This window comes from Acidovorax sp. LjRoot117 (assembly GCF_964252695.1).
Lineage (GTDB): Bacteria > Pseudomonadota > Gammaproteobacteria > Burkholderiales > Burkholderiaceae_C > Acidovorax.
The window spans coordinates 290480-312679 of sequence record NZ_CAXUPO020000003.1 but is presented as its reverse complement, the minus strand read 5'-3'; the positions used below and the strand labels follow the sequence as shown (position 1 = coordinate 312679).

Below are 22200 nucleotides of genomic sequence, written 5' to 3'. Positions count from 1 at the left end.
GAAAGACGAACTCCCATGCCCCACACCCGATTTTCCGACCGCAAGGTCGTGGTGGCGCTGGCGCTGCTGTGTTGCCTGCTCTGGGGCAGCTCCTACCCCGCCATCAAGACCGGCTACGCCTGGTTCGGCATTGCGCGCGACGACATCCCATCGCAACTGGTGTTCGCCGGCTGGCGCTTTCTGGGCGCGGGGCTCATCCTGCTGGCCTGGGCGCTGAGCCAGCGCAAGTCCATCGTGAACCTGGGGGCGGGCAGTGCGCGCCAGCTGGTGGTGCTGGGCCTGTCGCAGACCACGCTGCAGTACGTGTTCTTCTACGTGGGGCTGGCCTACACCACGGGCGTCAAGGGCTCCATCATGAACGCCACCGGCACCTTCTTCAGCGTGCTGCTGGCGCACTGGGTCTATCACAACGACCGGCTGAGCCACGCCAAGCTCTGGGGCTGCCTGGTGGGCTTTGTGGGGGTGATGGTGGTCAACCTGGGGCGCGGCACGCTGGACATGGACTTCACGCTGCTGGGCGAAGGCTTCGTGGTGATCGCCGCCTTCGTGCTGGCCGCGGCCAGCATCTACGGCAAGCAGGTGTCGCAGCGCATGGACTCGGTGGTCATGACCGGCTGGCAACTGGGCATTGGCGGCGCGGCGCTGCTGGCCGTCGGCGGGGTGCTGGGCGGCTCGCTCACGGGCTTTACCTGGGGCTCGGCCGCGCTGCTGGTGTACCTGGCGCTGCTGTCGTCGGCTGCGTTCTCGCTGTGGAGCATTTTGCTCAAGCACAACCGGGTGAGCCAGATCACGGTGTTCAACTTCACGGTACCGATCTTCGGCGCGGCGCTGTCGGCGCTGTTCCTGGGCGAGGCGCTGCTGGAGTGGAAGAACCTGCTGGCCCTGGTGCTGGTGTGCGCCGGCATCTGGCTGGTCACGCGCGATGCGCCTGCGGCCACGCCGGCCACGCCCCCTGCCAAGCCCTAGACTCGCTGCCCATGGCCCATACCCTCCATCGCGACGCGTTCACGCACACCCTCCACGGTCAACCCACCGACCTGTACACCCTGCGCGGCGCGGGCGGGCTGCAGGTGGCGGTCAGCAACTACGGCGCCCGCCTGGTGCAGGTGGCGGTGCCGGACGGGCAGGGCGGCCTGGCCGACGTGGCGCTGGGCTACGACAGCCTGCAGGGCTACCTGGATGGGCAACTCTCCATGGGCGCCATCATCGGCCGCTGGGCCGGGCGGCTGCGCCACGGACAACTGAAGTTGCCCGATGGCACCACGCTGCAGCTGCCCACCAACAGCGGTCCGCACCACCACCACGGCGGCCCGCTGGGCAGCCGGTTCCAGGTGTTCACGGTGGCCGAGGCGCGGCCCGATGCACTGCGCCTGCAACACGTGTTTCGCACGCAGGACGACGGCGTGCCCGGCAGCGTGCGGCTGACGCTGGACCTGGCCATCGCAGCCGACAACGCGCTGCACATGGCCTGGACGGCCGAGGTGGCCGATGCCCCCACCGTGGTCAACATCACCGGCCATGCGTTCTTCAACCTGGCCGGTGCGGGCGGCACGCACGGCCATGTGCTGCAGGTGCCTGCCAGCCACTACGTGCCGCTGGCGGCGGATGTGTGCCCCGTCGGTACGGTGGAGACGGTGCAGGGCACGCCGTTCGACTTTCGTGCGCCCCGCCGTGTGGGCGATGCCATGGCGCACCCGCACGAGCAACTGGCGCGCGCAGGCGGGCTGGACCACTACCTGCCCTGGGGCGACGCTCCCGGCGCCGCGCTGCCCGCCTGGGCACAGCAGGCACCCGCACCGGTCTCACCCATCACGCCAGGGGGGCTGCGCCCCGCGGCCCTGCTCAGCGACCCGGGCAGCGGCCGCGCGATGCAGGTGTGGACCACCGCGCCGGGCGTGCAGGTGTATGCGGGCCACGGCCTCAAGGCCGACCCGATGCGTGACAGCGGGCGCAGCGCCATCGGCGCGCCCGGCACGCCCTGGCTGTGGCAGCCCGGCGACGGCATTTGCCTGGAGCCCATGGAGTACCCCGACGCGCCCAACCACCCCGGCTTCGGCGCGCGCTGGTGGCAGCCGGGCGAGGTGGTGCGCGGGGCCATCGTCTACCGGTTCACAGGCTGATGCGTCCGCCTGCCTTCATGGGTTATCAAGCTTTTCAGGCCTCTGCCGCTTGTCTGGCAAGCGCTGTCAGCTATTGAATTGATAGCGATGCCTGCTGGGCTGCTGCGGCCGCCTCGCGCTGCAGGTGCTCCTGCACCACCGCCGCCAGCCAGTCCATCACCACCCGCACGCGCTGGGGCAGGTGGCGCCGGTGGGCATACAGCAGCGTCACGGGCATGGGCGGGGCGGGGTGGTCCTGCAGTACCTCCACCAGCAGCCCCTTGTCGATCAGCTCGCGCACGCCCAGCAGCGGCGCCTGGATCAGGCCCAGCCCGGCGGCGCAGGCGCCCAGGTAGGCCTCGGCACTGTTCACAGTGACGCGCCCGTCCATGGGGTGGAACTGCGGGCTGTCGCCGTCCTGCACCTCGAAGCCCGCCGAGCGTGTGCCCAGTGTGCTCACGTAGTGCACCAGGTCGTGCTGCGCCAGGTCTGCCAGCGTGCGGGGCGTGCCTTTCTTCGCCAGGTAGCCGGGGCTGGCGCAGGTGGCCACGCGCACCACGCCCAGCGGGCGCGCCACCAGGCCGGGCTCTGCCACCGGGCCCACGCGGATCACGCAGTCAAAACCCTCGCGCACCAGGTCCACGCGCCGGTCGGTGCTGCTCAGCTCCACCTGCAGCAGGGCGTGGCGCTGCAGCAGCTCGGGCAGGCGCGGCAGCACCAGCTGGCGCGCGATGCCGGTGGACATGTCGATGCGCACCCGGCCCTGCAGGTCGGCGCCCTCGGGGTGGGTGAACAGGGTTTGCAGCTCTTCCACGTCGGCCAGCAGGTCCTTGCAGCGCTCGTAGTAGACCTGCCCGTCCTGCGTCAACTGCACGCGGCGCGTCGTGCGGTGCAGCAGGCGCGTGCCCAACTGCGCCTCCAGTTGCTGCACGGCCAGCGAGGCGTTGGCCTTGGGGATGCCCAGCACCTGCGCGGCCTGCGTGAAGCTGGCCAGCTCGGCCACGCGGGCGAAGATGTGCATGCGGTCAAAGGGGTTCATTGGCTATTCATTTTTGAACAATCAATTCAATTTTGCCTGGTTTATGTATCCATGGGGAATCAATAAAGTTCTCTCCATGCCCGCTGCACCCCGTGGCAGGCACCCCACCCCTACCCGAGGACCTTCCCATGACCGGACCGGCACACACTTCATCGTCTTACTCCACCCCCATCGTTCTCATCACCGGCGGCAGCCGGGGCCTGGGCCGCAGCGCCGCGCTGGCGGCTGCGAAGAGCGGCATCGACGTGGTGCTGACCTACCTCCAGCAGGCCGCCGAAGCCCAGGCCGTGGTGGCCGAGATCGAGGCCCTGGGCCGGCGCGCCGTGGCACTGCCGCTGGATGTGGGCGACGTCGGCAGCTTCGAGGCGTTTGCCGGCCAGCTGTCGCAGGCCCTGCAGTCCGGCTGGGAGCGCGAGCGCATCGACTTCCTGGTCAACAACGCCGGCATGGGCGTGCACGCAGCGTTTGCCGAGACCACCGAGGCGCAGTTCGATGCGCTGGTCAACGTGCACCTCAAGGGCGTGTTCTTTCTCACGCAGCGCCTGCTGCCGCTGATGAACGACGGCGGCCGCATCCTGAACTTGTCGTCGGGCCTGGCCCGCTTCGCCTTGCCCGGCTATGCGGCCTATGCGGCGATGAAGGGCGCCATCGAGGTGCTCAGCCGCTACCTGGCCAAGGAGCTGGGCCCGCGCGGCATCGCCGTGAACGTCGTGGCCCCGGGTGCCATCGAGACGGATTTTGGCGGCGGCGCCGTGCGCGACAACGCACAGCTCAACGCCTTTGTCGCCGGCCAGACCGCGCTGGGCCGCGTGGGCGTGGCGGAGGACATCGGCCCGCTGGTCGCAGCCCTGCTGCAGCCCGCCACGCGCTGGGTGAATGCGCAGCGCATCGAGGCCTCGGGCGGCATGTTTTTGTAGAGTGCACCCCCTGGGCGCTACGCGCCTTCCCCCTCTCTCTACGCGCTTCGCGCTAGGGAGGGGGACGCCACAGGTGCACGCAAGCGCAGCGCCGCATACGCAGCATGGCGGCCCTTGCACGGTGGCACTGGCCCTGGGGTCGCGCCAGTATCGAAGGCCCTTGGGCGGCAAAAGAATGCTCCAAATGCACCCACATGCACATCCCGCAGCCTAAGTTTCGTCTAAGTGTCGCTGCCCACACTGCCTTCCATCGCAACCCCGATTGAAAAGGCAGACACCATGAGCAACACGCTTGCATCCACTCCCCGCCGCCTGATCCTGGCCCTGGTGGCCGCGGGCGCTCTGGGCGCCACCGGCGCCGGGCTGATCAGCGGCCACCAGGCCCGCGCGGTCACGCCGGCTACCCCCATCGTGGCGCAGACCCCTGCGGCACCCTCGGGCGGCGCACTGCCCAGCTTTGCGCAGATCACGGCGCAAAATGGCGCGGCGGTGGTCAACATCAGCGTCACCGGCAGCACCAAGGCCGCCATGGCCAACGATGACGATGATGACGACGAAAGCCAGCCCACCGCCCGCCAGGGCCGGGGCCCGCAGATCGATCCGAACGATCCGTTCTACGAATTCTTCCGCCAGTTCGGCATGCCCGGCGCCGGTGCGCAGGGCCGTCCCAACGTGCCCACCCATGGCCTGGGCTCGGGCTTCATCGTCAGCCCCGACGGGCTGGTGCTGACCAACGCCCATGTGGTCAAGGGCGCGAGCGATGTCACCGTCAAGCTCACCGACCGGCGCGAGTTCCGCGCCAAGGTGCTGGGCTCGGACCCCAAGACCGATGTGGCCGTGCTCAAGATCGACGCCAAGGACCTGCCCGTGGTGCGCCTGGGCAGCACGCGCGACCTGCAGGTGGGCGAATGGGTGCTGGCCATCGGCTCGCCCTTCGGCTTCGAGAACAGCGTGACCGCCGGTGTGGTCAGCGCCAAGGGCCGCTCGCTGCCCGACGACAGCCTGGTGCCCTTCATCCAGACCGACGTGGCGGTGAACCCCGGCAACTCGGGCGGGCCGCTGTTCAATGCGCGCGGCGAGGTCGTGGGCATCAACTCGCAGATCTACAGCCGCTCGGGCGGCTACCAGGGCGTGTCGTTCGCCATCCCCATCGAGCTGGCCGCCAAGATCAAGGACCAGATCGTCGCCACCGGCAAGGTGCGCCATGCGCAGCTCGGCGTGGCAGTGCAGGAGGTGAACCAGGCGTTTGCCGAATCCTTCCAGCTCGACAAGCCCGAAGGCGCGCTGGTGGCCAGCGTGAGCAAGGGCAGCCCCGCCGAGAAGGCGGGCCTGCAGCCCGGCGACGTGATCCGCCAGGTGGACGGCCATGCCATCGTCGCCTCGGGCGACCTGCCCGCCTGGGTGGGCCAGGCCCAGCCTGGCCAGCAGGCCAAGCTGTCGGTGTGGCGCCGCGGCCAGCCGGTGGAGCTGACCGCCACCCTGGGCGACGCCAGCGACAAGGCGGGCAGCAAGCAGGCGCGCGCCGAAGAAGCCGTGGGCAAGGCGCAACTGGGCCTGTCGCTGCGACCGCTCGATGCTGACGAACGCCGCGAGGTGGGTGTGAGCGAAGGCCTCGTGATCGAGCAGGCCCGCGGCCCCGCCGCTGCCGCGGGCGTGCAGCCCGGCGACGTGCTGCTGGCCATCAACGGCGCACCAGCCAAGAACATCGACCAGGTGCGCACGGCGATGGCCAAGGCCGGCAAGTCGGTGGCGCTGCTGATCGAGCGCGACGGCAACAAGATCTTTGTGCCGGTGCGTTTGGGCTGATGCGGGGATGAGGGTGAGGTGGGTGGAGCGGGGCGGGGCGGGGTGCCCCAACCTCCACACCTCAGCCCGACCCGACCCCACCCGTTCGGGCTGAGCCTGTCGAAGCCAGGGCACAACCCCACCCCCACCATTCGCTATGCTCGCCCCACCATGCGACTGCTCCTCGTAGAAGACGACACCATGATCGGCGAAGCCGTGCAGGACCTGCTGCGCGCCGAGCACTACGCGGTCGACTGGGCCCGTGACGGCAACGCGGCCGACACGGCCCTGCGCACGCAGGCCTACGACCTGGTGCTGCTCGACCTGGGCCTGCCCCAGCGCGACGGGCTCTCGGTGCTGCGCGACCTGCGCACGCGCAAGGACCGCACCCCGGTGCTGGTGGCTACAGCCCGCGACTCGGTCACGCAACGCATCGAAGGGCTCGACGCCGGCGCCGACGACTACGTGCTCAAGCCCTATGACCTGGACGAACTGCTCGCCCGCATCCGTGCCCTGCTGCGCCGTGCCGCCGGCCGGGCCGAGCCGGTGTACGAACACAAGGGCGTGTGCATCAACCCCGCCACGCGCGAGGCCTCGGTGCAGGGCGTGCCGGTCGTGCTCTCGGCGCGTGAATGGGCCGTGCTCGAGCCGCTGATCGCCCGGCCGGGCATGGTGCTGTCGCGCCAGCAGCTCGAAGACAAGCTCTACGGCTGGGGCGACGAAGTCAGCAGCAACGCGGTCGAGGTGTACATCCACGGGCTGCGCAAGAAGCTGGGCGCCGAGGTGCTGCTGAATGTGCGCGGCGTGGGCTACCTGGTGCCCAAGGCATGATGGAAAAAATCACCCCAGCCCTGCAATCCGTGCGCGCGGTGCTGCCGCGCTCGCTGCGCACGCGGCTCTTGATCTTCATCCTGGCCGCCATCGTGCTGGCCGGCGCCGTGCAGGGCGCGCTGGCCTACCGGGGCGCGCTGGCCGAGGCCGACACGCTGTTCGACTACCACATGCAGCAGACCGCGCTGGCGCTGCGCTCGGGCCTGCCGGTGGACGCGCAAGGCCTGGGCCCGGGGCTGGACCCGGAGGACGAGAACCACGAATTCATCGTGCAGGTGTGGACCAACGAAGGCCTGCGCATTTTCGAATCCGCGGTGGGCGCGGCGCTGCCGCAGATCGCGGTGCTGGGCTTCACCGACGTGCAGGCACGGGGCGGCACCTACCGGGTGTTCTCGATGCAGACGCGCTCGCAGGTCATCCAGGTGGCGCAGAACATGGCGGCCCGCCGGGGCATGGCGCGCGCCCTGGCGCTGCGCACGCTGGCGCCGCTGGCCTTCATGGCGCCGCTCTTGGTGCTGGCCGTGTGGTGGGGCGTGAGCCGGTCGCTCGCGCCGGTGGAGCGCGTGCGCCGCCAACTGGCCCAGCGCCAGGCCGACGACCTCTCGCCCGTCAGCGACGCGCAGTTGCCCGACGAGGTACAGCCCCTGGTGAGCGAGCTCAACCTGCTGTTCGAGCGCGTGCAGCGCGCGTTCGACGCGCAGCAGCACTTCGTGGCCGACGCCGCGCACGAGCTGCGGTCCCCGTTGGCCGCGCTGCGCCTGCAACTGCAGGGCCTGCAGCGCGCGGGCGACGACGCTGCGCGGGCCGCCGCCATCGAGCGCCTGTCCTCGGGCATCGACCGCGCCACGCGGCTGGTGGAGCAATTGTTGACCCTGGCCCGCCAGGAGGCGGGTGCGGCGGCCCCCGGCGCACACACCGAGCCGGTAGACCTGCAGGCCGTGGCGCAGCTGGCGCTGGCCGACGTGGCCCCGGCGGCGCAGGCGCGGTCCATCGACCTGGGCCTGCTCGACTCCGATGCGGCCACCGTACCCGGCAACGCCGAGGCGCTGCGCATGCTGGTGCGCAACCTGCTCGACAACGCCGTCAAGTACACGCCCGCGGGCGGCCGGGTGGACCTGCAGGTCCGGCGTGCGGCCGACGGCCAGGCTGTTGAATTGACGGTGGAAGACAGCGGCCCCGGCATTGCCGAGGAACACCGCGCCCGCGTGATGCAGCGCTTCGTGCGCGAGACCAGCGACGGCGCACCGGGCAGCGGCCTGGGCCTGGCCATCGTGCAGGCCATTGCGCAGGCCCACAGCGCCGTGGTCGCGCTGGACGCATCGCCCCGGCTGGGCGGGCTGCGGGCCACGGTGCGGTGGCCGGGCGTGGCGTAGGCGGCTCCCGCGCGTGGGCACGGCGGCCTGCGCGCAAGCCCGACCGGGTGAGATGTCCGTGGCACTGGCCCCGCACGGAGGCCGCACTGACGCAGCACTCATGGGGCGCTGGTCAGTGCGTTGTGTGGATGCTATAGTTTTGGTAGCTGCTTGCGCTTGTCCATCCAGCGGAAGGTGCCAAAAAAGGTCAAACTCTGGCGTGCGGCGTGGCGCTGGGTGGGGAGCGGTAGCGCTGCTGCGTCGCCCGGGTGCCAGGGCACGCGCTTGCATCGCCGCACAATGCGCACGCTGCGGGCCGCCGTGTCGCACGGGGGCCGTGCGGGCCTGGCCTGCCGTGCGTTTCCTCAGGGCTTCAACGGGATCGTCATCACATGAATTTCATCGTTCTGGGCGCGGGTGCCATCGGCTGCTACGTGGGCGGGCGGCTGGCTTCGCAGGGCCATACGGTATGCCTGGTGGGCCGTCCCCACGCGCTGGAGCCCATCGCGCTGCAGGGCCTGCGGGTGACGGACCTCGACGGCCTGGACCAGCAGGTGCCGCCCACCGCGCTGCGCATGGCCACCACCCTGGCCGACGCGGTGCCCCGCGCGCAGAGCGTGGTGCTGCTGTGCGTCAAGAGCGGCGCCACCGAAGCCGCCGCGCGCGAGCTGGCTGCTGCCTGCCCGCCCGGCACCCCCGTCATATCGCTGCAGAACGGCGTGGACAACGTGGCCCGGCTGGCCGCGCTGGCCCCCGGCCTGAAAGTGCTGGCCGGCATGGTGCCCTACAACGTGGTGCTGCGCGGCGCCCATGTGCACCGCGCCACGGCGGGGCACCTGCAACTGCAGCGCGACGAGGTCACCGAAGGCCTGGCGCCCCTGCTCAACGCCGCGGGCCTTGCCACCGTGCTGCCGTACGACATCCGGTCGGTGCAGTGGGGCAAGCTGCTGCTCAACCTCAACAACCCGGTGAATGCGCTGTCCAACCTGCCGCTGCGCGAAGAGCTGCTCGACCGCGACTGCCGCTTCGTCTTTGCCGCGCTGCAGTCCGAGGCACTGGTGGCGATGGCGCGCGCCGGCATCTCCCCGGCCAAGGTCACCGCGGTGTCGCCGCGCCTGCTGCCCCATGTGCTGCGCCTGCCCAACTGGCTGTTCACGCGGCTGGCCCGGCGCATGCTGCAGATCGACGAAAAGGCGCGCTCGTCCATGTGGGACGACCTCGAAGCGGGCCGCGTGACCGAGATCGACGCCATCTGCGGAGCGGTGGTCCGGCTGGCTGCGCAGCACGGTGGGCAGGCGCCGCTCAGTGCGCGCATGTGCGAGTTGCTCGGTGGCCCGCGGCTGCGGTTGACGGGCAGAGAGATGCGCAACGCGTTGGGTCTGGCGTGAGACCGGATGTGCCGGGAAGAAGCTTGGCGCCTTGCCGTCGAACCCAGGTCGATGGCTTGCCAAGGCGCATGTGCTCCCTGTCCCAACCTTCCATCCCTGCGTTGCGCAGACCCTCCCGCCAAGCTGCGTTCACGTCAACGCTGCGTTGGGGCCGCTAAGCTTTTGATCATGCGCAAATTCGTTCTCCTTGCAGCCGCTGCGCTCGTGGCATCGGCCCCCTCCCTCGCCGCACCACCGCGCACGGATACGCTGGTCATCAGCCCATCCGAAGGATGGGCCGCGGTCGGTTGTACGCCAGACCAACTCTGCGTGGAAATCGCTCCCTCCGAGCCCGGCTGCGAAGGCCAGGCATGCCCCAACGGCGCAGCCGATGGCACGGACGTGAGCCTGCAGTTGCCTGGCGGTCAGGGCGATCCGGTGCACATGCTCTATCGGATAGCAGGGCTGCCATCCGCAGATGCTTATGCCCGGCTGTGGCCCAAGCTCATCCGCTTCCAGGGCGGCATCCTTGTGGGTGTGCAAACGGAGGAGCGCGCCATGTATTCGGGCGGTGGGGCCAGTGCAACCACCCTGCATCTCATCGCCTTTGTGCCCGACCAACTACCGTTCGAGGTCCTGCGTGTTCCACAGAGCTCCAGCGCGACGATCCGGGCGTGTTTCAGCGAGCGCCACATGAAGCAGCGTGCCGGGGCCTGCCACGATGAATACAGCTTCGACGCGAGCCTCGCCCTGACGCAAGCATCCGCTGCAGGATGGCCGGTGCTGCGCTATCGCAGCAAGGCGACATCGTTTCCGGGGCACGTGTCGCGGTCCAAAGACTCGCTGGCGGCGCGGCCACTTCGCCAGCGCGACCTGGTGACCGTGACCGATCCCCGCTGCAGCTACCAGCGGTTGTATCGCTTCACCCCGCAGGCCCGCACTTACGTGCCCGACACCCCAGCGCCCGATTGCACGGATTACACCGTGCCCTGATGGGCTGTACGCTCACCGGTGGTTGCCGGGCTTGACGGCCAGTGCGACGATGGCGATACCGCCAGCGATGATCAACGCGTCTTCAATGAGGCCGCTGCGCGTCTGGCCGATGCGTTTCATGGCGCTTTTTCTGGCGTTCAAGGTGACGTAAGCCAGAGGCACCGCGGTGGCCACCGCTGCCAGCGCTCCGGCTTGCTCACGCCCGCGCGGGGCCAGGGCCGCACCGGCGATACCGGCGCTCATGGTCCGCGCCAGCAGGCCCAGGGCCACCGTCCTGTCAGGAGCTGTCTTCATTTTGTCGCCGGCCAGTTCCCCGGCGCCCATGGCGAGGGCGCCATACTTGAACAAGGGGCGGTCCAGCAATGCGAGCCTGCCGGGCGTGGAGCGCCCCAGCAGCCTCGCTGCCGACAGCGTGGCCATCGGTGTCATCGAGCGGGCACTGGCAACCGCGCCAATGAGCACGGACCAAAGGAGACCAGGCGTTTTCATGTGTTGTTCCCATCGGTGATGTTGATGGGAAATCGTCGGCGCCAGCTGGCGATCCAGCTAGGGCCCGAATTCGCTGGCAGCCGTAGGACGTTGGGCCGTGGGGTCATTGAGGGGCTCCTTTCGTTCGGACCCCTTGCGCCCCCAAGCTCCTCAACCAAAGACCAAAGACCCACGATGACAGAGCCAAGCACCAACATCACCCCTGCAGCCGGGGTCGCCATTCAGGCCGCACCACCCTCGCGCATGCCCATTCCCAGCGGCACCTTGAGCCCCGCTTTCAAACACCCCAGCGACACCGACGTGCGAAAGCGCCGCACGTTGTCGTCCCCGTCGAACAGCCGCCGCGTCAGCGCCTCGTAGTCCGCCATCGACGCCACATTGACCACCAGCAGGTAGTCCGCCTCGCCGGTCACGCTGTAGCACTGTTGCACCGCGTCTTCGGCGGCGATGCGCGCGCGCAGCGGGGCCGTGCGGTCGGGGCGCTCGTTCTCCAGGTGGATCTCGAGCACGATGGTCAGCGGCATGCCCACCTTCACCGGGTCGATCACGGCCACGTTGGCGCGGATCACGCCGCTGTCCTGCAGCCGCTTGATGCGCCGCTGCACGGCGGGCGCCGACAGATTGACCGCCCTGGCGATCAGGCGTTGCGGCGCGGTGTTGTCCGTCTGCAGGATGTCGAGGATGGCCAGGTCGAAGCGGTCCAGGCCCGGGTGCGGCAGGGGCGCGGTGGCGGAGGCGGAGGCGGCAATGGGCGTGGTGGGCATGTCGGCAGCCTTCCAGTGCAGGGCAGGGGGAGTGAGCGAAAGTTGCGTGAAGGGCTTCGAAACAGAGCCAAAAACACGCCGCGGTCGAACTATATTTTTACCCATGACCGCGTCCCCCTTTCAACGATTCATTCCCTTCCTGGCCGTGCTGGGCTCCGTCACGGCCCTCGGGTTTGGCACATCGTGGGCCAAGCAGATCCTGTTTCCGGCGGTGGGCGCGCAGGGCACCACCGCCGTGCGCGTGGGCCTGTCGGCCGTGCTGATGCTGCTGCTGTGGCGCCCCTGGCGCTGGCGCCTGTCGCGCGCCGATGCCGTGGCGATTGCGTGCTACGGCGCCGCGCTGGGCGCCATGAACCTGATGTTCTACATGTCGCTGCGCACGCTGCCGTTCGGCCTGGCCGTGGCCATCGAGTTCTCGGGGCCGCTGGCGGTCGCCATCTGGTCGTCGCGCCGCGCGGTGGACTTCGTGTGGGTGGCCCTGGCGATGGCAGGCCTGGGCATGCTGCTGCCGCTGGGCCTGAACGGCAGCGCGCTCGACCCGATGGGCGTTTTCTACGCGCTGGCTGCCGCCGTGTTCTGGGCGCTGTACATCGTGTTCGGCAAGCGCGCCGGTCACCTGCACGCGGGGCACACCGTATCGCTGGGGCTGCTGGTGGCCGCGCTGGTGGTGGTGCCCGTGGGCGTAGTGCATGCGGGCGCCGCGCTGCTCACGCCCACCGTGCTGCTTGTCGGCTTGGCCGTGGCGGCCATCTCCAGCGCCATCCCGATCTCGCTGGAAATGATGGCCTTGAAGCGGCTGCCCAAGGAGGCCTTCGGCATCATGATCAGCATGGAGCCCGCCGTGGCCGCCGTGCTGGCCATGGGCCTGCTGGGCGAGCACCTGAGCTTCAACCAATGGCTCGCCATCGGTCTCATCGTGTCGGCATCGATGGGCACGGCCATGACGGCCGGGCGGAGCAAGCCCGCGCTGCGCGAGCCGGCCGCCGCCTAGGGGTGGAGGGCGCTGGCGCTCCCGGCTCGCCATGGCGAAACAGAACCCGGTGGTTGCGGGTTCGTGCCCGCGATGGCAGACCCTTGGTTCGGTCCATCTGCGGCGGCTACTTGGCCCGCCATGCCTTTTCGATGGTGGTGATGTCGATCTTGCGCATGGTCATCATCGCCTCGAACACCCGCTTGGCCGCTGCGCGGTCGGGGTCGGCCATGGCGGTGGTCAGCACGCGCGGGGTGATCTGCCACGACACGCCCCAGCGGTCCTTGCACCAGCCGCATGCGCTCTCCTGGCCGCCGTTGCCTACCACCGCGTTCCACAGCCGGTCGGTCTCGGCCTGGTCGTCGGTGGCGATCTGGAAGGAGAAGGACTCGTTGTGCTTGAAGTGCGGGCCACCGTTGAGCCCCACGCAGGGAATGCCCGCCACGGTGAACTCCACGGTCAGCACATCGCCCTGCTGTCCATCCGGGTAGTCGCCCGGCGCCAGCATCACCGCGCCGACGGAACTGTCGGGAAAGGTGGCCGCGTAAAAGTTGGCGGCGCTCAAGGCATCGCGCTCGTACCACAGGCAAATCGTGTTCTTGCTGATCATGGGTTGGCTCCTGGAAAAGGTGGATCCGCCGTGCATCCGGGTGGTCGTCATCGTAGTCATGTCCGGCGCAGTGTCCAAGGGTTTGTCGCACATGACGGGAGTGGCCCCGTGCGTCGGTCATGGCCGGTTCACCGTGGCTCGCAGGCCCGTGCGCCGTGCCGCGGGTGTGCAACGTTTATGGCGTGAATGTGCACATCTGTATCGCAGCCACAGCACTACAGACGCGTAAGGAATGGCCTACAGAAATGGGCCCTGTGTTTTTTCAACATGGGTTTTCGCATGAGGAATAGGCCCATGCGCTTTTCATTGAAACGAGGAGATTGCAATGGCATACCGTGACGACGAAGAACGCAACCGCAACCACGCACGCGAGTACGACAGCGACGGCGGTCGGCATCAGCAGCATCAGCAGCAGGAGTACCGCAGCGGCAGCGGCTATGGCAGCCACGACGGCCAGCACGACAGGCAATACCAGGCGCAGAGTGACGGCGGCCGGTACGGCTCCGACAGGGACTTTGGCGCCCCGCAGTCCCAGTACCAGGGCGGCCGCAGCGATGAGTCGCAATACGGCGGCTACGGCCACAACGGGCCGGGCGGTCGTTACGGCGGCGGCAGCTTCGGCCCCCGGGGTGGCCAGCAGGTTCAGCAAAACCGCTACCCGCAAGGTGACCAGCAACAACAAGCCTACGACTGGGGCGGTGCACGCCAGCCGGGCGGCAGCTATGGCGGGCGTGAGCAGTTCTCCGAAGGCTATGGGGGTGGCGGCCAGTACGGCAGCCAGCAGGACCGCTTCGGCGGCGGGTTCTACGGAGATTCAGACCGCTTCAGTGCCGGGCGCCACCAAAGCCAGCAAGGCCACGATCAGGACTACCTGCAATGGCGCAACGAGCAGATCCGCAGCCTGGACAAGGACTATGAAACCTTCCGCGGCGAGCGCTACCAGAAATTTTCGGACGACTTCAGCACCTGGCGCAGCAACCGCACCAAGAGCACCGACCAGAACCAGCAGACCGCCAGCGCGAAGAACAAGGACCAGACCAAGTGACCGTGCTGCAGCGCGGTCTTGTTAGCGCTGTGCATCGCGAAGGCCTCGGCACCCCTGCCGGGGCCTTTTTTTGCGCCTTGGCCGCGCATGCAAGGGTTGGGTGAACCTCTCGCAGCGCACCCCGTTCTAAGCCAGCCTCCTACGCCGAGCGCGTGCGCCACCGGGCCCAATTCAATTTTTGTACCAGGAGAACCCCATGGCCACCGACCCCGCTGAACACCCCATCCACAAAGTCCCCGATACGTTTCCCTTGCCGCCCGGCGACCTGCCGCCCAGCACGGAGCCGCTCACGGTGCCGCCACAGCCGCAGTTGCCGCAGTCGTCTGCTTCGGATCCGTATGAGGGAGAGCAGGAGGATGAAAGCGGCGATCCCGTGGGCCAGCCACCCCGGATGTGACGAGGGTGGAGGGTGATGCCGACGGCATCACCGTGCGGCAGTGAGGCCTGCGCTTCGATCGCCTGATGGGAAAAGCCCGGGCCGCTGCGAGCGATCTTCAAACGGGCTCTTGCCGCATCTCGCGCAGGCACCGCCTGCCGCCGCCAGCCCCCGCAATTGGATGCGCGTGTGGCTGGTGGTCGGCGTGGCGTGGTTCATGCGGCAGCGCCTGTCAGCTGTCCTTGCGCCAGCAGTTCGCGGGTGCGCTGCAGGGTCGACAGCAGCGCGCTCCGATAGCCCTTGTCGCCGTCCATCCAGGCCTGCTCTGTCTGCTCCTCGGGCCCACCGGGCGCCTTGCCCCGCAGGCCCAGATAGCCGTAAAAGCGCAGTTGCAGGTTCCCTTGGTCGTCCTCGAACAGCTCGTTGACGATGGCGCCTTCGCGCGGGCCGGTGGCCTGGAAGAAGGTCACCTTGTTGTGCAGCTCCAAGGTGATGATCTCGCGCAGTGCCTGGCCGGCGATGGTGGCCTCGCGCACGAAGTGGGTATCGCTCTCTTGCACCACCTCGCAGTGGGTGCACAGGTTTGGCGGCAGAAACAGCCTTGCATCGCGGGCCTTGAGCACCAGACCCGCCCACGCCTGGGCGCGGGTGAGCGGGACTTGGCCGGCAGGGTTCACGGGGACTGTGGCGGTGGAGTAGATCATCGTGGTGTCCTCTGGGGCAGATTGGGTCTGGGGTTGGGGGCGAACGTTGTGCGTGCAGCACTCAAGCCGCCGTGGCGACGGCGTGCGCAAAGTCGCGGTACGCATGCAGCGGGCGCCCGAGCAACTGCACCAGGCGCTGCACGTCGCCAGCCTCCGGCACCATCCCGTCGGTCAGAAAGCGCTCGCTCATGAGACGCATGTCATACGCCATCCAGTGCGGCATGGCGTGGCGCAAGTTGGCCTCGAAGCCGGCGGTGTCGTCGCCGCCGTAGGCAACGGGGCGGCCCAGTACCGACGACCAGATGCCGGCCACCGCTTCGCCGGTGAGCGTGTCGGGGCCCACCAGGTTGATGCGTGCCAGCGGCAGCTGCCCGCTGGCCTGCTCGCGGCGCAGCAGTTCGATGGCAGCGACCTCGGCAATGTCTCGCACATCCACCATGGCCAGGCCCTTGTTCCCGATGGGCATGGGGTAGATGCCATGGTTGCGCACGACATCCTTGATGCTGTGGTCGTTGTCCATGAAATAGGCCGGCCGCAGGATGGTGGCGCCGAATCCCATCTGCTCCAGCATGCGCTCCACGCCGAACTTGCCCGCGAAGTGCGGAACGTTCAGGTAGCGGTCGCTGTGGATCACCGACAGGTAGACCACGCGCTCGATGCCCGCTTCGCGTGCAAGGTTCAGCGCCACCAGCGCTTGCGTGAACTCGTCGGGCACCACCGCATTGAGCAGGAACAGCGTGGAGACACCGTCGAAGGCGCGGCGCAGGGCGTCGATGTCGAGCAGATCGCCCTGCACGGTGTGCACGCCCGCCGGGAGGTTCGCCTGGGCCGGCTTGCGCACCAGCGCGCGCACATCGGCGCCCCGGTTCACCAATTGCTGAACGACTTGGCGGCCTACGTTGCCCGTGGCGCCGGTGATGAGAATGGTCATGAAATTGCTCCGTTGCGTTGAAGAAGCCCGAATCTTCATCGTTTCATTCCATGTGCGATAGACGTTATATTTGGACTTTGCGTCTCACTGGTGGAACACATGGACTTGCTTGCTCTGGCGGACTTCACGCTGGTGGCCCGGCACGGAGGCTTCGGCCGGGCTGCCCGCGCATCGGGCCGCCCGAAGGCCACCCTCTCGCGCAGGGTGGCGGACCTGGAGAGCGGTCTGAACCTGCGGCTTTTCGAGCGCGGGCCGCGGGTGCTCAAGCTCACCGAAGAGGGGCGGGCGCTGTTCGAGAAAACCTCGGTGCTGCTGGCCGAGCTGGACGAAACCACCGCCGCCATCGCCTCCGGTGGCGATGCGCCCCGAGGCCGGTTGCGGGTCAGTGCCCCGCTGCTGTTCTCGCAGGCTGCCATGGGCAAGCTGGCAGCCCGCTTCGCCTTGAAGCACCCCGAGGTGCGGCTGGAGGTCACGACCGAAGACCGGGCCGTGGACATGGTGGAGGAGGGCTACGACCTCGTGATCCGCGTCGACCCCGACCCGGACGAACGCCTGGTCGGCCGCATCTTCCTGCGCGACCGGATCGTGGTCGTTGCAAGCCCCCAGCTCCGCAAGCCGCGCGCTGGCGCGACCACTGCGGCGGTGGTGCGGGGAAGCGCGGGTGCGGACGCCAGCGCCGTTCCTGCCGCCATCTGGAATCTCACCAACGCGAAGGGCTCGCCGCAGCGCCTGGCGGTGCAACCCGTGCTGCATCTCTCCTCGCTGTTCATGGTGCGCGACGCGGTGCGTGCGCAGGTGGGCGCTGCGCGGCTGCCCCTGTCACTGGTGCTGCACGACCTGGCAGCCGGAACCTTGGTGAAGTGGGGGGATGTTCCAGGGCCTGAAATAGCGCTGTGGGCGCTCTACCCCTCGCGCCGCCTGCTCAGCCCCCGTGTGTCGGCGTTTCTGGATCTGCTCAAGGAGGCCTTTCCAGAGGGGACGCCGCAAGAGTTGGCGGCATACGTCGCTTGACCCTCGTGCAGCGGCGAACTGGCTGGAGCGTCGCTGCGCATGGCGTGGCCGCGATGCGCTACAACGCGAGTGTTTGGCAATGCGAGGAAAGCCAGGCTGCCGTTTCTTGAGTGTCCGTACGGTGATCTCGGTTCAGTTGACTTTTCCAGGACACCGTTTGAACACCAAGCGGCTACCGTCCGATGTATGCAACGTCAACCGCGGCAAGCCATCTTCATCTGCATCGACGTGGGCCCGATTCTGGCCGATGGCAACCACGGCAAAAGGCCCCGACATCACTGCGGGGGCCTTTTGCATTTCAGCGCCCAGTGCGAGCCTGGCTGTCATCATCGCGACGCTCAGGCCGCCGCAGCGTCCTCCGCGCGCTTCAGCTGCAGCGGCTGCACTGGCGTGAGGTCAGCAAGCCCCGCAAACGCCCCCAGTTTCAGAACGCCCTGCGCCTCCACCTCAGGCCGCTCCAACGCCGCAACCGTGAGGCGATCCCCGGCGAACTTCCTTCGGTAGGCCCGCATATCCGCTGCGTGCCGATCAAAGCCCACGGGTGGGATGCGTGCGCCAGCAGCGCCATGGCCTTCGAGAAGGCCTCTTCGCACTCTGCCATGGCCTTGTATACCTCCAGACAGTCATTGGCCGCAGGGGCCTCATCGTGGGCGTTTGCGACTGCTCCGCAGCCCGTGATGCGCTTGCGCGGAGTGGCAGCGCAGTGCGCTGCGAATCGGCCACCGCCTCGGGCAGCCCTTCTGCGAGGTTGACGGAGGACTGGGCTCGGTCTTGGCACGTTCAGCGCTTGCAAAGGGGCGCCGATGAAACCGCACTCCTTGGGACATAGCTCCCAGATATGCCCTCAATTTTGCTGGGAGGAGCGTGGAAGGAGCTGAAGGGGGCGTGCAGCCGAAAGGCTGACGTCGAACGAGAAACAAAAAAGCCCGCAAGAGCTTGCACCCGTGCGGACTGACTGTTTGGTCCCCTCGACAGGAATCGAACCGAGAACCGGGGTAAATAGGCCGAAATCTACTGTTTAAACGCACAGCTTTTGCCTGTTTTTCATGGTTTAAATCAGCCTAATTTGCTGTCTATGTCCCCGGGTTTTGCCGATATGTAACCGTCCAATTTGCGGCGCTCGGCACCCTTGTCGGCTCGGTCGATCCATCGGCTGTACACGCGATAGAACATCTCCACCGAGTGCCCGAGTTGGCGAGCGGCCCAGGCCGGAGTGATGCCCGCCATCAAGCAGACGGTCGCGAAGGTGTGCCGAGTCTGCCGGGCGTCGCGCTGCCGCAGGCCGGACAGTTTCATGGCAGGCTTCCACCACAGACGCAGCGGTTCATCCGTCGACGAAAAGGCCGCGCCGTCTTCCCCCACGAACACCCTGCCGCCCGCCAGTTGCGAGACAGCGCGTTGCCTCTCCAACACCTGGCGCGCGCGGGCCGTCAGTTCCAACTCCCGGATGTCGGTCGTTTTCGTGCCCTTGATCTTGCCCCGCGTCAGCGCCTCGTCCACCAGTACCGTGCCGGCATGCAGGTCCACCTTCGACCAGCTCAGCGCGATCTGCTCAGAGGGCCGCATGCCGGTGAAGATGGCGAACTCGTAGTAGTCCCGGCCCTGCCCCGAGCTGAAGCGCTGCAGCAGCACTTCGACTTGGTCCAAGGTGAAGGGATCGGGCTGCGGCTTCTGATGCTTCCGCATGGCGATGTGCACGTGCAGGGCCTCGGGAATCATCTTGGCCAGGTGCCCATATTCCAGGGCCATGCTGAGCACGCTGGCGACGTTGTTGAAAGTCTTGGAGTTCTCCGGCAGCCCAGCGAGCAGGATCTTGAGCTCGCGAAAGGTGAGCTGGCTTGCGTCCATCTTGCGCACGGTGTCGAAGTGGTAGCTGTCCAGGGTCTGCTGATATTGGTCCGCCGTGCTGTGCTGAATCTCAGGGCGCTTGATCTTCAGCCACTCCTGGAAAACATCGCCGATGGTGGGCTGCGCGCCGGCCGCTGGCGCTGCGCTGGCCTGGACCTTAGGCACCCGCGGGCTGTCCGGGAAGTACTCGGCCAGGACGAAAGTACCCCGCTCGATCTTCCCCAGGATCTCCAGCCGCAGCCTTTCCGCATACCGCACGTTCGCTGGCGTGGGCGACATGAGCAGCGGTTCCTTGCCGTAGCCGTGTGCCCGAAGGTCGATCTGAAGGGCGTTCTTCCTGATGATCACGCCGGGCATGTCTCGCTCGCTTTCTTGCGCCCCCTCGTGCTGGGCGGGCTGCTGTTGCTGTCGATGAACTCGTCCAGCGCAAAGCTGTCGATCATCTTGCGACCCTCGAACCACTTCCACACGACACCCTCGGGCCAGCGGCCGGAGCGTCCCGTGCGCTCGTCGAAGAACGACGCCGGCAGGCCTGTCAGCTCTGCCGCCTTTTGGATCGTCACCCATCTTGTCATGGTGCTGCACCTCCTGCGCCCTTCAGCGCGGCCAGTTCGGCCCGGGTGCGGACCAGCTCCAGTCGCAGCGCGGACACCTTGGCCCGCGCGCTGGCCAGCTTCGCGTGCGGGATGGTGTGCACGCCGTCCTTGGCCAGGATCTCGGGCGGCTCGTAGTTCACGATTTCGCGTGCGTGCAGCAGCAGGGCCGCGAGCGCTTCGTCCACCTCGTTGTCCTGGGGCCCGGGCGGCAGAGCGGCCGCTCGGACTGCCATGTGCAGCAGGCGGTTCGCCAGCTTGGCATGCCGCCCATACCACCTCGCGTTGTCGATGCGGGGTGGTGCGTGCGGCAGGCCGCGCTGGGCGGGGAGCATCGCGGCCGGGGCTGACGTTGTTGGGGTTGGAATGGGCGGTGGCGCTGCCAGTGCGCGGGCTGCCAAGCTGCCCGGACGCGGCCCGCTGGTCGGCTGGAGCACCGCAGGGAGCGTGCTCATGCGTTCAGCGGCCGACGTCATGGGCGCACCTCGTCTTCGGCTGAGCTGATGAGATCCTGTGCAGCGAGCAGCAGCGTCAGGCCAGCATCAGCCAAAAGATCGTCGTCGTCCCTGGTGACCAACTCGAGCACTGCCTCAGCTTGTGAGAGCAGGGAGGCCGCTTCGCTGAGCGCTTTCCTGTCCACGGGAACACCCAGTGGAATGCATTCTTTGGCGAGACCGGTAACTAGGGCGGCGGCCAGAAGAGCAGCGCCCCGGGTCGGGCCGGTCTCAGCTTCGGCGGCCGCGCGAATGACCGCCTCGGCTTCGCCAAGGTGGACGGATGCCAACTCAGCACTGTTGGTGTCGGAGCCTGGTGGCGATGGCGCGATCACCTGTTGTGGCGCGGGGGATGGTTTGAGCGCCGAAGCAGCGGCTCGTCGCGCCTTCGTGGTCGTGTCGGGCACGACCTTGCGTGGAGCAGCAACGGCGCTCATGCTGCTCCCCTTTTCGCGAGTTCTGCAATCTGGCGGCGCTGGTCCTGCAACAGCCATTGAAGGGCGTTGTCTTCTTCGCACCCTCCCCAGATCGGGCTGTTGATGGCCACGAAATGCCGGCGCATTGCCGCTTCGACTTCGGGGCATTGGGCGACTACCTTGCGCGCTTGCTCAAGCGTCACGCGCGCCGCGATGATCCACGACACCAATTCGTTGGCGGCCATCGCGCGGTCACCGAGGATGTCGGCGTCCTCGCCTTCCAGATTTGTTGACCACCGGGCACCAGCATCGATGGCTGCTGCCGCTTCAACACATGGCCGTAGCGGGGTGTCGTAACTCAGAGCCGCGTTGCTCAATAGTTCGAACGCTGAGAGCATCAACTGATGTCGCGGCACGTGCACGGGATGCTGGCTGCGGTCTATTGCGAGAGCGCCCTGGCAGGCTGCAGCAGCAGATAGGAAAACATCCCGCGGGGTGCATTCGGGCGACAGGCCCTCAGCCAATCGGCACAGAGCCTTCTGCCCGAACTCGAGCAAAGGGTCAGCGTAGTCACCTCCATCCTCTTCCCGGACCAAGGCCGCGGCCTGACGCATGAGATCGGCGCCAGTGGTTGCGACAGTACGTTCGCTTGCAGTGCTCAACGAAGCGGGCGGGTTGACAGGCTTCGAGGTCGACTTGCGTGCAGTCTTGCGCACGGGGGTTGCAGCGGCGTTCATGCGGCACCTGCCTTGCCTTCTTGGGCGAAGTTGGGGCCGTAGTTCCAGCGATCGTGGTCCCCCTGCACAGTGCCACCCACGGCGCAGTCAGCCATGCCGCCCAGGTGACGCGCGAGGATCTGCGCGCTGTCGATCAGCACACCGGTGTTCCATTCGCTGTCCGAGGCCTGCGCATTCATCAGCACCTGGTCCAGGGTGACAGCCACGCCAGCCACTGCAGTGAGGACTGACCGCAGTTGCTGCAGGCTGTAGGGGCCTTCTGCAGAATCGCCTACGCGGCGAATTGGCGGGCTGGGGCGGTCGCGGAACTGGCGAGCTCCAGCAAAGGTGGTCAAAGCGCGCAGAGCTGTGTTCGACCCAGCGGCCACAGCGTCTGTGAGGGATTCGAGGTAGGAACGAGCGAATTCCACAAGTGGCACCGCAGCAATGGCGCCGCGCAGTTCCAAGCCGTTAGCTTTGCCCAGCAACAACATGACTGCGTTGAGCTGCCGCTCGAGCAGATCCACACCAGTCCAAAATTCGATGCTGGGAGTGAAGCCTGGTGCATCTGCGTTCGCCTCCTCATCTTTGTCGTGGCACATCCCATAAGAAATGTTCTGCGCTTCAGTTGCCGCCGGTGCAGCACCAGCAGGTATGGAGGATTCGCAAAGGTCGGTGAGAACAAAGTTTAGGGTAAGGAGGGCTTCCTGAAGAAGCAAATCCGCCTCGTTGGACTTTGTCTGCACAGACGTGTCGGTTGCGGTGGCCTTCGCCTTCGGCGGGGCCTTGTTTGCGCGTGTGGGGGCGACCGCTGTAATATCGGGCATGATCTGAATCCTTTCGACGGGTG

24 protein-coding genes are annotated in these 22200 nt (G+C 67.6%); 12 read left to right on the top strand and 12 right to left on the bottom strand.

Annotated features, from left to right (window positions below; translation table 11 throughout):
- Positions 1-15 precede the first annotated feature (15 nt).
- The gene (locus tag ACSQ3D_RS11140) at positions 16-966 is read left to right on the top strand and encodes a DMT family transporter (protein ID WP_436126930.1); all 951 of its coding nucleotides are present in this window, start codon (positions 16-18) and stop codon (positions 964-966) included.
- A gap of 11 nt (positions 967-977) precedes the next feature.
- Positions 978-2120: an aldose epimerase family protein gene (locus ACSQ3D_RS11135; RefSeq protein ID WP_436126929.1), complete on the top strand. Its 1143-nt coding sequence runs from the start codon at positions 978-980 to the stop codon at positions 2118-2120.
- Positions 2121-2190: 70 nt separating this feature from the next.
- Here ACSQ3D_RS11135 and ACSQ3D_RS11130 read toward each other — a convergent pair whose 3' ends face one another.
- The gene (locus tag ACSQ3D_RS11130; RefSeq protein WP_436126928.1) at positions 2191-3138 is read right to left on the bottom strand and encodes a LysR family transcriptional regulator; all 948 of its coding nucleotides are present in this window, start codon (positions 3136-3138) and stop codon (positions 2191-2193) included.
- A gap of 128 nt (positions 3139-3266) precedes the next feature.
- Here ACSQ3D_RS11130 and ACSQ3D_RS11125 point away from each other — a divergent pair, with 128 nt between their 5' ends.
- The 6 genes from ACSQ3D_RS11125 (at position 3267) to ACSQ3D_RS11100 (ending at position 10383) form a co-directional block, all read left to right on the top strand.
- Entirely contained in the window at positions 3267-4055 is a 789-nt protein-coding gene (locus tag ACSQ3D_RS11125; RefSeq protein WP_436126927.1) for an SDR family NAD(P)-dependent oxidoreductase, read from the top strand.
- Positions 4056-4334: 279 nt separating this feature from the next.
- Positions 4335-5861 (top strand): DegQ family serine endoprotease, encoded by a 1527-nt coding sequence (locus tag ACSQ3D_RS11120; protein WP_056167598.1) that lies wholly within the window; start codon positions 4335-4337, stop codon positions 5859-5861.
- A 150-nt stretch (positions 5862-6011) separates the two neighbouring features.
- Positions 6012-6671, top strand: a complete 660-nt coding sequence (locus ACSQ3D_RS11115; protein ID WP_056417813.1) for a response regulator transcription factor — start codon at positions 6012-6014, stop codon at positions 6669-6671.
- A complete protein-coding gene (locus ACSQ3D_RS11110) occupies positions 6668-8044 on the top strand; it encodes an ATP-binding protein (RefSeq protein WP_156370735.1) in 1377 nt (458 codons plus the stop codon). Before ACSQ3D_RS11115 ends, ACSQ3D_RS11110 begins: the two co-directional genes overlap by 4 nt.
- 371 nt (positions 8045-8415) lie before the next feature.
- The gene (locus ACSQ3D_RS11105; RefSeq protein WP_436126926.1) at positions 8416-9411 is read left to right on the top strand and encodes a 2-dehydropantoate 2-reductase; all 996 of its coding nucleotides are present in this window, start codon (positions 8416-8418) and stop codon (positions 9409-9411) included.
- Between the two features lie 168 nt (positions 9412-9579).
- Entirely contained in the window at positions 9580-10383 is an 804-nt protein-coding gene (locus ACSQ3D_RS11100; RefSeq protein ID WP_436126925.1) for a hypothetical protein, read from the top strand.
- 12 nt (positions 10384-10395) lie between these two features.
- On the opposite strand, the gene ACSQ3D_RS11095 is transcribed toward ACSQ3D_RS11100, so the two are convergent.
- Positions 10396-10803 carry a hypothetical protein gene (locus ACSQ3D_RS11095; RefSeq protein ID WP_436126924.1) on the bottom strand — a complete coding sequence of 136 codons (408 nt, stop codon included), beginning with the start codon at positions 10801-10803 and terminating at the stop codon, positions 10396-10398.
- Between the two features lie 290 nt (positions 10804-11093).
- The gene (locus ACSQ3D_RS11090; RefSeq protein ID WP_436126923.1) at positions 11094-11636 is read right to left on the bottom strand and encodes an Lrp/AsnC family transcriptional regulator; all 543 of its coding nucleotides are present in this window, start codon (positions 11634-11636) and stop codon (positions 11094-11096) included.
- Between the two features lie 103 nt (positions 11637-11739).
- Here ACSQ3D_RS11090 and ACSQ3D_RS11085 point away from each other — a divergent pair, with 103 nt between their 5' ends.
- Positions 11740-12627, top strand: a complete 888-nt coding sequence (locus tag ACSQ3D_RS11085; protein ID WP_436126922.1) for an EamA family transporter — start codon at positions 11740-11742, stop codon at positions 12625-12627.
- A gap of 106 nt (positions 12628-12733) precedes the next feature.
- Here the strand turns inward: ACSQ3D_RS11085 and ACSQ3D_RS11080 are convergent, their stop codons facing one another.
- Positions 12734-13216 (bottom strand): VOC family protein, encoded by a 483-nt coding sequence (locus ACSQ3D_RS11080; protein ID WP_436126921.1) that lies wholly within the window; start codon positions 13214-13216, stop codon positions 12734-12736.
- Between the two features lie 325 nt (positions 13217-13541).
- Between ACSQ3D_RS11080 and ACSQ3D_RS11075 the strand changes: the two genes are divergently transcribed.
- Complete coding sequence (locus tag ACSQ3D_RS11075) at positions 13542-14261, top strand: hypothetical protein (RefSeq protein ID WP_436126920.1); 720 nt, start codon at positions 13542-13544, stop codon at positions 14259-14261.
- Positions 14262-14457: 196 nt separating this feature from the next.
- The gene (locus ACSQ3D_RS11070) at positions 14458-14658 is read left to right on the top strand and encodes a hypothetical protein (protein ID WP_436126919.1); all 201 of its coding nucleotides are present in this window, start codon (positions 14458-14460) and stop codon (positions 14656-14658) included.
- Between the two features lie 194 nt (positions 14659-14852).
- On the opposite strand, the gene ACSQ3D_RS11065 is transcribed toward ACSQ3D_RS11070, so the two are convergent.
- Positions 14853-15341 (bottom strand): AtaL-like protein, encoded by a 489-nt coding sequence (locus ACSQ3D_RS11065; RefSeq protein ID WP_436126918.1) that lies wholly within the window; start codon positions 15339-15341, stop codon positions 14853-14855.
- 61 nt (positions 15342-15402) lie between these two features.
- On the bottom strand, positions 15403-16272 hold the full coding sequence (locus ACSQ3D_RS11060; RefSeq protein WP_396503129.1) for an SDR family oxidoreductase: 870 nt from the start codon (positions 16270-16272) through the stop codon (positions 15403-15405).
- A 99-nt stretch (positions 16273-16371) separates the two neighbouring features.
- Here ACSQ3D_RS11060 and ACSQ3D_RS11055 point away from each other — a divergent pair, with 99 nt between their 5' ends.
- Positions 16372-17283 carry a LysR family transcriptional regulator gene (locus ACSQ3D_RS11055; protein WP_436126917.1) on the top strand — a complete coding sequence of 304 codons (912 nt, stop codon included), beginning with the start codon at positions 16372-16374 and terminating at the stop codon, positions 17281-17283.
- A gap of 1056 nt (positions 17284-18339) precedes the next feature.
- Here ACSQ3D_RS11055 and ACSQ3D_RS11050 read toward each other — a convergent pair.
- Genes ACSQ3D_RS11050 through ACSQ3D_RS11025 form a run of 6 tightly spaced genes read right to left on the bottom strand, consistent with a single transcriptional unit; the run spans position 18340 to position 22177 of the window.
- The gene (locus ACSQ3D_RS11050; RefSeq protein ID WP_436126916.1) at positions 18340-19488 is read right to left on the bottom strand and encodes an Arm DNA-binding domain-containing protein; all 1149 of its coding nucleotides are present in this window, start codon (positions 19486-19488) and stop codon (positions 18340-18342) included.
- Positions 19476-19706, bottom strand: coding sequence for a hypothetical protein (locus tag ACSQ3D_RS11045; RefSeq protein WP_436126915.1), 231 nt, complete (start codon positions 19704-19706; stop codon positions 19476-19478). Before ACSQ3D_RS11045 ends, ACSQ3D_RS11050 begins: the two co-directional genes overlap by 13 nt.
- Positions 19703-20200 (bottom strand): hypothetical protein, encoded by a 498-nt coding sequence (locus tag ACSQ3D_RS11040; RefSeq protein ID WP_436126914.1) that lies wholly within the window; start codon positions 20198-20200, stop codon positions 19703-19705. Before ACSQ3D_RS11040 ends, ACSQ3D_RS11045 begins: the two co-directional genes overlap by 4 nt.
- Positions 20197-20655 (bottom strand): hypothetical protein, encoded by a 459-nt coding sequence (locus tag ACSQ3D_RS11035; protein WP_436126913.1) that lies wholly within the window; start codon positions 20653-20655, stop codon positions 20197-20199. The genes ACSQ3D_RS11040 and ACSQ3D_RS11035 overlap by 4 nt, the downstream gene beginning before the upstream one ends.
- Positions 20652-21371, bottom strand: a complete 720-nt coding sequence (locus ACSQ3D_RS11030; protein ID WP_436126912.1) for a hypothetical protein — start codon at positions 21369-21371, stop codon at positions 20652-20654. The genes ACSQ3D_RS11035 and ACSQ3D_RS11030 overlap by 4 nt, the downstream gene beginning before the upstream one ends.
- On the bottom strand, positions 21368-22177 hold the full coding sequence (locus ACSQ3D_RS11025; protein ID WP_436126911.1) for a hypothetical protein: 810 nt from the start codon (positions 22175-22177) through the stop codon (positions 21368-21370). The genes ACSQ3D_RS11030 and ACSQ3D_RS11025 overlap by 4 nt, the downstream gene beginning before the upstream one ends.
- Positions 22178-22200: the final 23 nt, after the last annotated feature.